At 73.4% G+C, this 12,755-nt stretch carries 13 protein-coding genes; 3 read left to right on the top strand and 10 right to left on the bottom strand.

The window, feature by feature from the left end; translation table 11 throughout:
- Nucleotides 1-31: 31 nt before the first annotated feature.
- A complete protein-coding gene (locus ACIPKM_RS16045) occupies nucleotides 32-1,129 on the top strand; it encodes an EamA family transporter (RefSeq protein WP_402737100.1) in 1,098 nt (365 codons plus the stop codon).
- Here the strand turns inward: ACIPKM_RS16045 and ACIPKM_RS16050 are convergent.
- Nucleotides 1,098-2,075, bottom strand: coding sequence for an epimerase (locus tag ACIPKM_RS16050; RefSeq protein ID WP_402737101.1), 978 nt, complete (start codon nucleotides 2,073-2,075; stop codon nucleotides 1,098-1,100). The two genes, ACIPKM_RS16045 and ACIPKM_RS16050, sit on opposite strands and share 32 nt — an antisense overlap.
- Before the next feature lies 1 nt (nucleotide 2,076).
- Complete coding sequence (locus ACIPKM_RS16055) at nucleotides 2,077-2,742, bottom strand: DUF4166 domain-containing protein (protein WP_402737102.1); 666 nt, start codon at nucleotides 2,740-2,742, stop codon at nucleotides 2,077-2,079.
- A 47-nt stretch (nucleotides 2,743-2,789) separates the two neighbouring features.
- Here ACIPKM_RS16055 and ACIPKM_RS16060 point away from each other — a divergent pair, with 47 nt between their 5' ends.
- Nucleotides 2,790-3,710, top strand: a complete 921-nt coding sequence (locus tag ACIPKM_RS16060) for a cation diffusion facilitator family transporter (protein ID WP_402737103.1) — start codon at nucleotides 2,790-2,792, stop codon at nucleotides 3,708-3,710.
- A gap of 37 nt (nucleotides 3,711-3,747) precedes the next feature.
- Here ACIPKM_RS16060 and ACIPKM_RS16065 read toward each other — a convergent pair whose 3' ends face one another.
- A complete protein-coding gene (locus tag ACIPKM_RS16065; RefSeq protein WP_071295546.1) occupies nucleotides 3,748-4,359 on the bottom strand; it encodes a hypothetical protein in 612 nt (203 codons plus the stop codon).
- A gap of 172 nt (nucleotides 4,360-4,531) precedes the next feature.
- Nucleotides 4,532-5,806 (bottom strand): MFS transporter, encoded by a 1,275-nt coding sequence (locus ACIPKM_RS16070; RefSeq protein ID WP_071295547.1) that lies wholly within the window; start codon nucleotides 5,804-5,806, stop codon nucleotides 4,532-4,534.
- 48 nt (nucleotides 5,807-5,854) lie between these two features.
- Between ACIPKM_RS16070 and ACIPKM_RS16075 the strand changes: the two genes are divergently transcribed.
- Complete coding sequence (locus tag ACIPKM_RS16075; RefSeq protein ID WP_175475792.1) at nucleotides 5,855-6,784, top strand: LysR family transcriptional regulator; 930 nt, start codon at nucleotides 5,855-5,857, stop codon at nucleotides 6,782-6,784.
- A gap of 73 nt (nucleotides 6,785-6,857) precedes the next feature.
- Here ACIPKM_RS16075 and ACIPKM_RS16080 read toward each other — a convergent pair whose 3' ends face one another.
- The 6 genes from ACIPKM_RS16080 to ACIPKM_RS16105 form a co-directional block, all read right to left on the bottom strand.
- Entirely contained in the window at nucleotides 6,858-7,634 is a 777-nt protein-coding gene (locus ACIPKM_RS16080) for a hypothetical protein (RefSeq protein ID WP_139201927.1), read from the bottom strand.
- Nucleotides 7,624-8,163 (bottom strand): RNA polymerase sigma factor, encoded by a 540-nt coding sequence (locus ACIPKM_RS16085; RefSeq protein ID WP_083403343.1) that lies wholly within the window; start codon nucleotides 8,161-8,163, stop codon nucleotides 7,624-7,626. Before ACIPKM_RS16085 ends, ACIPKM_RS16080 begins: the two co-directional genes overlap by 11 nt.
- A 104-nt stretch (nucleotides 8,164-8,267) precedes the next feature.
- A complete protein-coding gene (locus ACIPKM_RS16090) occupies nucleotides 8,268-9,764 on the bottom strand; it encodes a DHA2 family efflux MFS transporter permease subunit (protein ID WP_402737104.1) in 1,497 nt (498 codons plus the stop codon).
- On the bottom strand, nucleotides 9,736-9,999 hold the full coding sequence (locus tag ACIPKM_RS16095) for a hypothetical protein (protein ID WP_070417166.1): 264 nt from the start codon (nucleotides 9,997-9,999) through the stop codon (nucleotides 9,736-9,738). The genes ACIPKM_RS16090 and ACIPKM_RS16095 overlap by 29 nt, the downstream gene beginning before the upstream one ends.
- Entirely contained in the window at nucleotides 9,996-10,637 is a 642-nt protein-coding gene (locus ACIPKM_RS16100; RefSeq protein ID WP_402737105.1) for a DUF308 domain-containing protein, read from the bottom strand. Before ACIPKM_RS16100 ends, ACIPKM_RS16095 begins: the two co-directional genes overlap by 4 nt.
- Nucleotides 10,638-10,755: 118 nt before the next feature.
- Nucleotides 10,756-12,726: a hypothetical protein gene (locus tag ACIPKM_RS16105; protein WP_402737106.1), complete on the bottom strand. Its 1,971-nt coding sequence runs from the start codon at nucleotides 12,724-12,726 to the stop codon at nucleotides 10,756-10,758.
- Nucleotides 12,727-12,755 lie beyond the last annotated feature (29 nt).

Genomic DNA, 12,755 nt, shown 5'->3' on the forward strand with positions numbered 1-12,755 from the left:
CTGAACGGTGCGGCTGGGTCACGATCGACCCGTGCGCACCCGTGACCGTCTCCTCGCCGTGGTCGTCGCCGTCGTGTGGGGGCTCAACTTCCCCGCGACGGCCCTCGCCCTCGAGCACTTCCCGCCGTTCCTGCTCGCCGCGCTGCGGTTCACGCTGCTCGCGGTCCCGACCGTGCTGCTCGTCCCGCGCCCGAGGATCCCGTTCGGCCGGCTCCTGCTCGTCGGCTTCGGGCTCGGCGTTCTGCAGTTCGCGTTCCTGTACCTCGGCATGGCCGCGGGGCTCCCGTCCGGGCTGGCGTCGCTCGTCCTGCAGGCGTCGGCGCCGTTCACGGTCGTGCTCGCCGGGGTGTTCCTGCGCGAGCGGCTCACCGGCCGGCAGGTGATCGGGGTCACGATCGCGGTGGCGGCCCTGGCGGCGATCGCCGTGCACCGGGCGCAGGCGGCCGCGCTGCTGCCCGTCGTGCTCGCGCTGTGCGGGGCCCTCGGGTGGGCGATCGGCAACGTCGCGACTCGTCGGGCCGGGGCGGCCAACCCGCTGCACCTGACGCTGTGGTGGTCGATCGTGCCGCCGGTGCCGATGGCCGTCCTGTCGTTCGTCGTCGAGGGGCCGTCGCGCATCGGGAGCGCGCTCGGGACGGCGTTCACCGCGGAGGCGCTGCCGGCGGACCTCGGACTGCTCTACATCGTGCTGGTGGCGACCCTCGTCGGGTACGGCATCTGGTCGCGGCTGCTGGCGGCGTACCCGTCGAGTACCGTCGCGCCGTTCTCGATGCTCGTGCCCGTGGTCGGGGTGTTCGCCTCGTGGGTGGCGTTCGGGGAGGTGCCGGACGCGGTGGAGATCGCGGCCGGGGTCGTCGTGGTGGCCGCCGTGCTGTGGTCGTCCCGGCCCGCGCGGTCCCGCCCGGCACGGGTCCGCCCGGTGCGGGCCCGGCCTGCGCGGGTCCGCCCGGCGTCGTCGCCGGTCGAGGTCGCACCACACGCCGCGGACGCTCCGCCGAGGTCGCACGACGTGCCGCCCGCCGACGGGCTGGGCGGCAGTTCGAGCGACCTCGGCGACCCGCCCCCGCCCCCGCCGACGCCGGCGCCGGCGCCGGCGCTCAGCCTCGGTGCTGCCGACGCTCCGCGATGATCCCGGCGAGTGCGCCGCGCAGGTGCGGGTAGCGGAACTCGTACCCGGCCTCGACCAGGCGCGTCGGCACCACCCACCGGCTCTTCAGCACGAGCTCCGTCTCGGTCCGGATCGCGAACGACCCGAGCTCGAGCATCCACCGCCACGTCGGGATCCCGAAGCGTCGCCCGACGGCGTCCCGGATGGTGGCCATCACGGTGCGGTTGTCCGACGGGTTCGGGCTGGACTCGTTGACCGCGCCGTCGATGTCCTCGTGGTCGCGGACGAAGCGGATCGCCCCGAGGACGTCCGCGATGTGCACCCAGCTGAACCGCTGCCGGCCCCGGGTGTGCCGGTTCACGTGGTAGGTGCCGGCACGGAGCCGGGAGCGCGTCGGGAACCACGGGCCGTCGTACTGCGGCCCGCCGAGTCCCGCCTGCGCCAGCCGGAGCAACGGCACGAGGGCGCTGCCGTCGCCGAACACGATCGCCATCCGGAGCGCCACGCGGCGGGTGCCGGGCAGGTCGACCGCGGACAGGGCGTCCTCCCACGCGGTCGCCACGGACACCGAGAACCCCTCGCCGAGCTCGCCCGTCGCCTCGTCCTGGGGGCGGTCGTCGGCGTGCCGGTAGATCGTCGCCGTCGAGGCGTTCACCCACAGCGGCGGCGGGTGCTCGCTCGTGCGGATCGCCTCGGCCAGTTCGAGCGTGGTGTCGACCCGGGAGCGGATGATCTCCGCCCGGTTCCGGCGCCCGTACCGGCAGTTGACGCTCTTGCCGGCCATGTTCACGACGAGTGCGGCCCCGTCCACGAGCTCGCGGATCCGCATGGTGTTGCCCCACACGGCGTCCCCGGAGCGGCCGATCGTGACGACCTCGTAGCCCTCGTCGCGGAAGGCCTCCTGCAGGTGCTGCCCGACGAAACCGCTCGCCCCCGCGATCACGGCGCGGCCCTTGTGGTCGCTCATCTCATCCCCGTCCTGTGTCCGGCGCGATCTCGTACCGGAACGCCCCCTCGTACCGGTACAGCGTGCCGACCAGCGGGGCCGAGAGCACCAGGGACACGCGCTGCTGGTCGGCATCGTCATCGAATCGTTCCACGAGCGTCACACGCGGTGCGATGCGGCTCGGGAGGCGCACCTCGCGTCCCAGCGCACGGAACGACACACGGGTGGAGACCAGGCGCAGGGCGCCCGCGTCCGGGCCCTGCGCGTCGACCTCCGCCCGGAGCAGGGCACTGACGCGCCCACGGCGACCGAGGTGGTCGACGAGCCCGTCGGGTCCGGCGGTGATGGCGTCGACCATCGTGCGGGTACCGGAGCGGAAGCGGAAGGTGCGGTGCGCGCGGACGGCGACCCGACCCTCCCGGACCGCCTGCCCGCGACCGACGCGAGCCGGGCGGTTCTCGACCGTGAAGGGGACGTCCCGCTCCCAGACCGGGAACATGACGGCGTCTCGGGCGAACCACGCGAGCACCGGCCAGAGCCAGCGGCGGGGTGTGCCGACGACGTCGAAGACGCCCTCGCCACGGCCGACGTGTCCGGGCGGGATCGCACCGAAGTAGGTCGACAGTCGCGGGTGCAACCGGGCCAGCACGTCGGGCGGTGTGGACAGCTCGTAGGGCGACCGGGTCACGTCCCGATCCTGGCATGTCGTCGGTACGGATCCCTACGATGATGCGCATGGGACACGACCACGGAGCAGGGCACTCGCACGGGCACGCGTCCGAGCGCGCACTGCTCATCGCGTTCTGCATCTCGGCGACGATCCTGCTGGCCGAGGTCGTCGGCGCCGTCGTGACCGGATCGCTCGCCCTGCTCGTCGACGCCGGGCACATGGTCGTCGACACCGGCGGGCTCGGCATCGGCCTCGTGGCGACGCGGCTCGCACGACGCTCGCCGACCGCGCAGCGCACGTGGGGCTTCCAGCGTGCCGAGGTGCTCGGGGCCACGGCGCAGGCGGCGATCCTGCTCGCCGTCGGCGTCTACGTGATCATCTCGGCGATCCAGCGGCTGTTCGTGCCGGCCGAGATCCACTCCGGGCCGCTGCTCGTGTTCGGGGTCATCGGACTCGTCGGCAACCTCGTGGCGTACGCCGTGCTGCTCCGGGCCTCCGGCGAGGGGTTCACCTCGCGGGCCGCCCGGCTCGAGGTCCTCAACGACACCCTCGGCTCCGTCGCGGTCATCGGCGCCGCGGTCGTCCTCATGCTGACCGGGTGGGAGCGGGCGGACTCGGTCGCGGCGATCCTGATCGGCCTGCTCATCCTGCCGCGGGCGATCCGGCTGCTGCGCGAGACCGCCAACGTGCTGCTCGAGTCGACGCCCCCGGGGCTCGACCTCGACGACGTCCGGGGGCACATCCTCGAGCTCGACCACGTCATCGCCGTGCACGACCTGCACGCGACCCTCGTGGCGACCGGGGTGCCCAACCTGACCGCGCACGTGGTGGTGGACGACGAGTGCTTCTCGACGGCGCACGCCCCGCGGATCCTCGACGAGCTGCAGCAGTGCGTGGCGGAGCACTTCGACGTCCCCGTGGAGCACTCGACGTTCCAGCTGGAGCCGGCGTCGCACCGGCGGCACGAGCACGAGGTGCACGCCTAGGCGGTGCCGAGCGCACCACCGTCGCCCGGGGACGAGGTCAGCAGCCGCCGTCGCTCGTGGGGAACGCCGTGATCACGCGGTCGGTGGTGGCCGACACGATCACGCGGACGAACGGCTCGGCCGCGGGGCGGGACCCGTCGTCGAACCGCACGGGAGCGGCGAAGCAGACCTTGCCGTCGCCGGCGTCCTGCGGGTACCCGGTCGCCGGTGCCTCGAGGGCGGACTGCACCGCGGTGAGCATCGCGTCGTCCCAGTCCCGGGAGCCGTGGCCGGTCACGACGTCCTCCCAGTCCGCGGTGTGGCGGACGCGGATGTGCTCGTAGCCCTGGCCGGAGTTCCCGCACTGCAGCACGACCGTGCCGAGCGCATCGGTGTCGTACCGGGCCACGGTCTCGCGGGTGCTCCGGTCGCAGCGGTCGAGGACGGCGTCGCCGGGCAGGTCCGGGCCGGTGCGGGTGATCGTCACCGTGCCGTCCTTCGTCGCGTCCCCGCCGGCGGTCGCGCTCGGGACGACGCTGGCCGCCGTGCCCCCGAGCACCGGGTCGTCCGCACCGCGCTGCGCCGTCAGTGCGACGCCACCGGCCACGAGGCCGGCGGCCAGCACGGCGGCGACCCCGGTGATGACGGAACGGTTGCGCTTCTGGGACACGCGCCCAGTATGCCGGACGGGTGTCGCGCCTCCTGGACCGGCCGCGGGAGGCAGTCGAACCACGTTCCCGACATCGCGCCGCGCCCCAGCGGTGGTGCGATGTCGGAAACGTGGTTCGACGTGGCCGAACGCGCAGCATGGCCGAACGCTCAACGCGGACGCGGACCAGCGCTCAGGCCCGCGCCGCCAGGCGGGTGCCGGCGACGACGGCCAGCACGACCACGAACACGACGTACCCGAGCAGCACGGGCAGCGTCGGCAGCACGAGGAGCGCAGCCCCGACCGCCACCACCGGCACGGTCAGCCCGGCGTAGGCGATGAGGAAGGTCGCGGCGAGGACACCGCCGCGACGTTCCGGGCCGACGAGGGCGCCGGCGCTGCCGATCGACGCGCGGAACAGCAGCCCGACGCCGGCTCCCGCGACGACCCCGCCGCCGATGAACCCGGCCACCTGCAGCACCACCGCGGCACCGGCCAGGACGACCAGACCACCGACGAGCAGGACCATCCCGAGGCGGATCTGCGCCCGCTGCGACAGCCGGGCGAAGACGATCTGCGACACCGCGCTCGCGGCGAACACCCCGAACGTCGTGGCTCCGGCGGCGAGCCGGTCGGTCACGTGGAAGGTCGTCCCGAGGAAGGTCGGCGCGACCGAGGTGAAGAGTCCCTGCACCGCGAGCGCGGCGAACGCGGCGGTGCCGGCGGTCCAGAACGCTCCGGCCTGCCCCTCCGGCGCCTGCAGTCGCTGCGGGCGGTAGGGCACGGGCGACGTGGGACGGTCGACGGTCTCCGGGGCGGCGAGCACCACCACGAACGCGACGGCCAGCGCCACGACGAACACGACGTACGGCACCATGAGCGGCTGCCCGACGAACTCCGCGAGCGCTCCTCCGACGAGGGCTCCGAGCGACAGCCCGCCGAGGTTCACGACCCCCGCGACCACGCCCGCCCCGTCGGCCGACGACTGCGAGCCCGTCGCCCGGACCCGCAGCTCGCCGAGGTGCGCGGTCGCCGTCGCCGTCAGGAGCCCGACCCCGAGGCCGGTCACGAGCCGGGCGACGATGAGGCCGCTGACGTCGTTCCAGAGCAGGAAGAGCACCGCTGCGACGAGCTCGAGCGCCACCGACACGAGGATGAGCGGACGCCGTCCGTGCACGTCGCTGAGGTGTCCGGCGAGGTACAGGGACCCGACGACGCCCACGCCGTACGCCGCGAAGACCACGGTCGTCGTGAAGGTCGGGAAGCCGTCGCGTGCCTGGTAGATGACGTAGAGCGGTGCGGGCACGGTCGCGAACGCCATCACCGCGAGGAACGCGAACGCCACGGCCCAGAACCCGACGCCGTGCCGACGGCGCGTGTGCGCTCGTCGTCCACGCGGGGCGGCGACGCGCTCGCTCGCGGTGGCGACGGTCGACGACGTGGGAGCGGATGCGGTGGCGGTTGACATGCTCCGATCGTGCCGCCGAACACCCATCGAGTCCAACGGATGCTCTTGATGTCGTCCATCGACCTGATCGATACTGAGCCGGTGGAGACCCGCCTGCTCGAACAGTTCGTCACCGTCGCCGCCGAGGGCAGCGTCACCCGCGCCGCCGAACGGCTCTGGGCGGCGCAGTCCACGGTGTCCGCGGGGATCGCGTCACTCGAGCGGAGCTTCGGGGTCCGGCTGTTCGACCGCACCGGACGGCACCTCGTGCTGACGACCGCTGGCGAGGACCTGCTCCCCCACGCCCGCGCCGTGCTGGAGTCCCTCGACCGGATGCACGACCTCGCGACCGTCGACGACGCCGACCTGCGGGGACGGGTCCGGCTCGGCATCTTCACGAGCATGGACATCGTCGACCTCACGGGCGTGCTGCGACGGTTCCGGCAGCGGCACCCGCTGGTCGCGGTGGAGCTCATGACCTCGCCCTCCGGGACGACCGGGCTCGTGCAGGACCTGGTCGCCGGGCGGCTCGACATCGCCTACACGGGCCTCCCGGCGGTCCCGGCCGGGGTCGAGATGGCGCCGCTCCGGGAGATGCCGTTCCGGGTCTTCACCGCCGCCGACCACCGGTTCGCCGGTCGTCGTTCGGTCTCGCTCGCGGAGCTCGCCGACGAGCCGTTCATCGACACCGCGCAGGGCTTCGGCAACCGGATCATCCTCGACACCGCGCTGGAGCGGCTCGGGATCCGGCGGCGGATCGTCGCGGAGATGAACGACATGCCCGCAGTGATCCGGTTCGCGTCGGCCGGCCTCGGCGTCGGCGTCGTCCCGGACTCCGGGGTGCGCCACGACGGTGCGGTGCTCGAACTCGAGGACGAGGTCGCCCCCCTGCGCATCGGACTCGCGATGCGGACGAGTCCGGAGCCGAACCGAGCGGTGCGCGCGCTGGCGCGCGACATCGTGGCGGCGCGCGTCGACGTCGCTGCGCAGCCGGGCTGAGCGGCCGGATCCCGGTCGTACCCCACCGACGGACTGGAGGCGCGGGTCGTCCCCGCCACGCGCCTCCAGGCCGTCAGTCCCCCCAGATCTCCCCGACGATCGCACCCAGCAGGTTGTCGGTCGGGAAGTTGGCCTGGTCGATCTCCAACCAGGTGTCGCCGCGGACGTAGCGGGTTCTGCTCCAGTCCGTGCCGTACTGCGGATCGGGCCTGGTCTGCCGGCAGATCCGGATGCCGTCGGACTCCTCGCACGTCGGCGACCACCCCTCGTAGTAGCTGCGCTCTCCGTTCGCGAGCTCCTCCGGCGTGCCGTGGCCCATCGTCACGGCGAGCCCCGTGATGTCCGCAGCCGGATCACGCCACAGGCAGTACAGGTCGGTCTCCGGCAGTCCCGAGCCGGTATCCACCACCGGCGGAGGCGTCGCTTCAGCGGGCAGCCCTTCCGCGACCGGGAGCACCCGCTGCAAGGGGACGTCGCCGAAGAAACGGTCGTAGTCGGACGCCGGGACGAGTGCACGGCAGTCGGTCGGGATCGTCGCTGCTGTGTTGACCGGGGTCGGGCGCGGTGTCGGGCGCTGGGTGATCGGCGCGGACGTCGGGGTCGTCGCGGAGGGCGACGGCTCCGGCTGCTGCGTCCAGGTGGGTGCGGCGACGGGCGTCTCCTGCTGGGACAGCGACAGGGCCACGGCACCGGTCGCGGTCCCGATCGCCAGCAGGCCGATGACGCCGAGCGCGATGCCCGGGCGGAACCGACGCCGCTTCGGACGGGGGGTGGCACGTTCGAGGACGTTCTGCTTCATCGAGACGAGCATGCGTTGCAGGTCGTCTCCCTCGGGGGGCTCAGTGTTCATCGTGCATCACCACCTTCTTGAGTCGGCGTCGGGAGCGGGAGACCCGCTGGGTGACCGCACCGACGCTGAGGCCCAGCATCTCGGCGGCCTCGGCGTAGGAGTGCCCCTCGAGGAGGCACAGTTCGCAGATGCGTCGGTCGGTCTCGGGGAGCGCGGCGATCTCGTCGCGGACCCAGCGGAGGCGCTCACGGGCCTCGGCGTGGTCCTCGGGTGCGGCGAGCTGCTCCGGGAGCTCGTCGGCGCGACGGCGGGCCTGCTTCCGGCCGGTGTTGAACGCGTGGTTCCGGCAGACGACGAGCAGCCACGGGAGCATCGTGTCCGCGGGGAGCTCGAGGGTCTCGGCACGCTGCCAGAGCGTCAGGAAGGCGTCCTGCACGATCTCCTCGACGTCCTGGCGGTCATCGACGAGTGCCCAGGCGTAGCGGGTGAGGGTCGCGGCGTACCGGTCGAACGCCCGGGCGAGCGCGCTCTTGTCGCCCCGTGCCATCGCACGGACGATCGCCTCGTCCGTGTCGGTGCCGGTCGTCACGTCCACATCCCACCTCCTTCACTCCAGAGGTGTCGGCTGCACGCGCGATCGTGACAGGACCGTGGCGAAAACGTGATCCCGGGCGTGTCGGTCGCCCGAGCGGGTCAGGCGTCGAGCAGGTGCGCGATGCCGGCGACCGAGCGCTTCGCCGCAGCCGAGGTCGACAGGTACCCGACGAGGACGATCCCCGCTCCGATCCCGACGACGATCCACCACATCGCGTGCGTGGCCACCGCGAACCCGGCGCCGACGGTCGCGACCGCACTCGCGCCGGTCACGGTGCCGGCGAGTGCGACCCCGAGCAACACCCCGGTCTGCCGGCTCGTGGACGCGACGGCCGCAGCGGACCCGGACTGCGCGCGGGGCATGCCCGAGACGGCCGTGTTCGTGATCGGCGCGTTCACCATGCCGAACCCGAACCCGAACAGCACGAAGGCGACGACGAGCACCCACATCGGTGTCGTGGCGTCGATCGTCGTGAGGATCGCCCCGGCGCCGCCGACGCCGATGCCGGCGAGGACGAGCGGGACCCGGGTGCCGATCGAGCCGACGAGCCGCCCGGACAGCGGCGAGACGAGCATCGTCGCGACCGCCGCGGGCAGCGTCCACAGGCCGGCCTGGAACGGCGACATGCCCCGGACCTCCTGCAGGTAGAGCGCGTTGAGGAAGAGGAACGCCCCGTTGGCGCCGAACGCGCCGATCGCGGTGACGACCGCGGCCGAGAACGGGATGCTCCGGAAGAACCGGACGTCGATGAGCGGTTCGCGGCGACGGCGCTCGACGGCGACGAGCACGACGAGGGACGCCGCGGCGAGGACGAACAGCCCGAGAGCGGCCGGTGACGTCCAGCCGAGCCGCGGCCCCTCGATGAGCCCGCCGACGAGCGTCGCCAGGAGCACGATGACGAGCACCTGGCCGACGGGGTCGAGCCGTCGGGGCTTCGGCGACTTCGACTCGGGGACGAACAGGAACGTCAGCACGATCGCCGCGATGCCGATCGGCACGTTGATCCAGAAGATCGCGCGCCAGCCGACGGTGTCGGTCAGCGCGCCGCCGACCAGCGGACCGAGCCCCATCGACACACCGACGACGGCACCCCAGACGCCGACGGCACGGGCACGCTCCTTCGCGTCGTCGAAGGTGGCCGTGATGATCGACATCGCGACCGGGTTCATCATCGAACCGCCCACCGCCTGGACCATGCGGAAGACGACGAGCCAGCCCACCCCGGGCGCGAGCGAGCAGAGCAGCGATCCGACCGTGAAGAGCGCGAGCCCGATCTGGAAGGTGGCGCGGCGGCCGATGCGGTCGGCGGTGGAGCCGGAGAGCAGCAGCAGGCTGGCGAGGACGAGCGTGTAGGCGTCGATCGTCCACTGCAGCCCGGAGATCGAGCTGCCGAGTTCCCGCCCGATCGAGGGCAGTGCGACGTTCACCACGGTGGCGTCCATCGAGACGATGAAGAGGCTCATGCAGCAGACCGCGAGGATGAGGTACCGGTGCCGGTACCGCTGCGGCAGGCCCGGGTCGCCCTGGAAGGGCCGCCGTGACGGCACCGCGGGGGCGGTCTCCGACTCAGTGGAAGTCGTTGCCGTCTCCTTCACCCGGGGTCTTGTGACCACCGAGCATGTCGTTGTCGTCCTGGTCGCTCGTCGACGCGAGCTGCAGCATCGCGAGGACGACCACGACGACGATGAACGCGATGCCGAGGAAGATCGCGGCGAGCTGGAGCTCACGCGTGGCGAGCAGCACGACGAGCCCGGTGAAGACCGCGACGATCGCGGAGATCCCGAGGAGCTCGACCGGGCGCAGGCGGTCGCGACGGCTGGGGGTGGTCATGCGTGTGGTGCTCCGTCCGGGGTTGCGGCCGGGGCCGCCGTTCCCCACTTGTGCGAGAGGCCGGCGATCACGTGGAAGACCGCGGTGATGGCGAGGTAGGCGCCGAGCAGGCCGACGAGGACGATCGAGGCGTCCAGCGTGCCGGTGACCCGCTCGACACCGCCGAGCTCCTGCGAGTAGTCGGGCGGCGTCACCAGGAAGGCGACGGCGAGCAGCAGCGTCAGGCCGCCGACGGTCGTCCAGTCGCGCGCGAACGGCGAACGCCCACGGGCGCGGAGCCCCTGCGTGAGCTCGAGCGCCCCCGTGAGGACGGCGAAGGCGACGACGACCGCGATGAACGCCGGCAGGCCGAGGCCGTTGCACGCGAACGCGGCGCCCGCGGCGACGAGGGTGATCACCGCCTGCAGGAGGGTCGTCCGGCGCGACCGTCCGTCCGCAGGGAGCCGCGTCGTGCCCGCGAGCAGCAGCACGAGTCCGTCCACCGCCGCGAACCCACCGAACAGCAGCAGGCCGTAGCCCGCCGCGTGGTTGGACGAGAAGGTGATGACGATGGCCACGATCGCGGCTGGCACGGCCCGGAGGACGGGGATCGGCCAGTACCGCGCGCGCTGGCCGGAGTCGTCCACGGAGTCGGACACGAGACCTCTTTCGGGCATGCGGATCGTGGTTCGATCCTACCGCCGCACGGTGCAGCGGCCGACCGCGCGGGGCGATCGGCCGCTGAGGATGCTCGAACCAGCAGGCGTCAGCGAGGGGTCAGCGGGGCGTCGACCCGACCTCGTCCTCCGCCGCACGTCGGCGCGCACGCCGCCGCGCGAGCCACCAGCACGTCGCCCCGGCCGCCACACCGACGGCGGCCACCGCCGCGACCACGCCGAGGTCCTCCGTGCCGGTGTAGGCGAGCGCTCCGGTCCGGGCCGGCCCGGCGTCCCCGCCGTCTCCACCGTTCCCGACGGGACGGGCCCCGCGGTCGTCGGGCGCCCGGTCGCGCGGACCCGTGTCAGCGTCCCCGCCGTCACCCGGCCCGTCGGGGCCGCCGTCGCCGCCGTCACCACCGCCGTCGCCGCCGAGGACCACCACGATCCCGACGCCCGGCGAGGGGTCGCCGCCGTCCGGATCGCTCGGCGACGTCGCGGTCGCGACGTTCACCACGTCCGACCCGTCCCCGGAGTACGCCGGGTCGAGCTGCGCCCGGATCCGGAACGACACGGTCTCCCCCGCGGCGAGCGCGGCACCGGAGCGGCAGGTCACGTCCTGCCCCTCGGCCGTGCAGTCGTCCGGCGACCCGACGAACCGCATCGCGCTCGGCAGCTCGTCGACCGCCCCGACGTCCTCGGCGGTGCCCGGGCCCCGGTTGCGGGCGGTGATCGTGTACTCGACCTCGTCACCGGGCTCGACCGCGGTCGAGGGGGACACGGACTTGTCCGTCTCGACGTGCGCGTCCACCCGGGCGGCGACCGTTGTGCTCGCCGCCGAGGTGTTGTCGTCCTCGTTCGTGTCGGCCGTCCGGGGCGCCGGTCGGACCGTGGCGACGCTCTCGAGCGTGCCCTCGGCGTCGTCGGCGGTGCGGCCGCGGATCGTCACCGTGGCCGTCCCGTCGCGCGGCAGGCCGAGATCGGTGGCGACGTCGCCGGTGCCCGATTCGGTCCCGCACGACGACCCAGCGGCCGCCGAGCAGGTCCACGTGACGTCGCGCAGGGTGTCGGGCACGTCGACCTCGAGCGCGCTCGGGTCCGACGCGTTCACGCCGGCGTTCCGTGCGGTCACCGTGTACTCGACGTCGGCACCCGCCGGGACGCTCGGCGCGAGGTCGTGCGTGACGGCGACGTCCGTCGGGGTCCAGACGCGCAGGGCGTCGACCTCGTGCACGTTGACGTGGCTGCCCGTCGCCCCCGCGAACCCGAGGCGGAGCGTGCTCGGCAGCGGTGCCTGGCCGTCGCCGTGCAGGGGGACCCGGTCGAGCACGGTCCGCATCCGGTCCCCGTCCTGCAGCCGGACGGTGACCGCGAGTTCCCCGGCGTCCCCGGGGAGCAGGGTCACACGGACCTTCCGGAGCGCTGCCCCGGCGGTCTCCGTGCCACCGGGCGCCGGGGCGGCACCGACCCAGCGGTAGCCGAGCACCCCGTCGCCGGAGCCGCGGATCGACACGGTGTCCGGCCGCGCCCCGGGACCGGAGTAGTTGATCGGCGTCGAGAAGTTGCCGTAGTGGTCGACCGCGATGCCCGCGAAGCCGCCGGGCACCCCGGGCAGGTCGCAGGAGAGGCCACCGCCCTGGGACGTCTCGCGTCGGCACGCGTACCCGAGCCCGGCCCCGAACGACCCGACGCCCTGCTCGGCGGCGCCGTCCGCGAGGAACAGCAGCAGGCCGTCGGCACCCGGGTCGTCCACGTCGCGGTACATCGCGTAGCTGAACTCGATCTCGAGCCCGAGGTCGGACGGGAACGTGTCCTGCATCGACCACGCCCCCGCCTGGTCCTTGACGTCGTCGGTCAGCCGGAGCCGCCCGTCGACGATCGCCGCGTCACCGTGCAGGGCGCCGCCGGCAGCGGTGGAGAACTGGTTCTCGTAGGGGAAGGCGAGCTCGTCGGCCGAGGAGGCCGACGGCACGAGGCCGGGTGCCGCGAGGACACCGAGCGCGGTCAGGACGGACGCGACGGCCGCGACGCGGCGGAGCCGGCGTGACCTGGCGGGCGGTCGACCGCCCGGCGGGGTGTTGGGAGCTGTCATGCCCCGATCGTCGCGACCGGAGGGTCCCC

Origin of the sequence: Curtobacterium sp. NPDC086286, assembly GCF_044746255.1 — a bacterium.
Taxonomy (GTDB): domain Bacteria; phylum Actinomycetota; class Actinomycetes; order Actinomycetales; family Microbacteriaceae; genus Curtobacterium.

Excerpts from the sequence above, each read along its gene's own strand:
- ACIPKM_RS16060 (WP_402737103.1), top strand. The coding sequence starts at position 2,790 with ATGGGACACGACCACGGAGCAGGGCACTCGCACGGGCACGCGTCCGAG.
- ACIPKM_RS16075 (WP_175475792.1), top strand. The coding sequence starts at position 5,855 with ATGTCGTCCATCGACCTGATCGATACTGAGCCGGTGGAGACCCGCCTG.
- ACIPKM_RS16105 (WP_402737106.1), bottom strand. The coding sequence starts at position 12,726 with ATGACAGCTCCCAACACCCCGCCGGGCGGTCGACCGCCCGCCAGGTCA.
- ACIPKM_RS16095 (WP_070417166.1), bottom strand. The coding sequence starts at position 9,999 with ATGACCACCCCCAGCCGTCGCGACCGCCTGCGCCCGGTCGAGCTCCTC.
- ACIPKM_RS16070 (WP_071295547.1), bottom strand. The coding sequence starts at position 5,806 with ATGTCAACCGCCACCGCATCCGCTCCCACGTCGTCGACCGTCGCCACC.
- ACIPKM_RS16080 (WP_139201927.1), bottom strand. The coding sequence starts at position 7,634 with ATGAACACTGAGCCCCCCGAGGGAGACGACCTGCAACGCATGCTCGTC.
- ACIPKM_RS16050 (WP_402737101.1), bottom strand. The coding sequence starts at position 2,075 with ATGAGCGACCACAAGGGCCGCGCCGTGATCGCGGGGGCGAGCGGTTTC.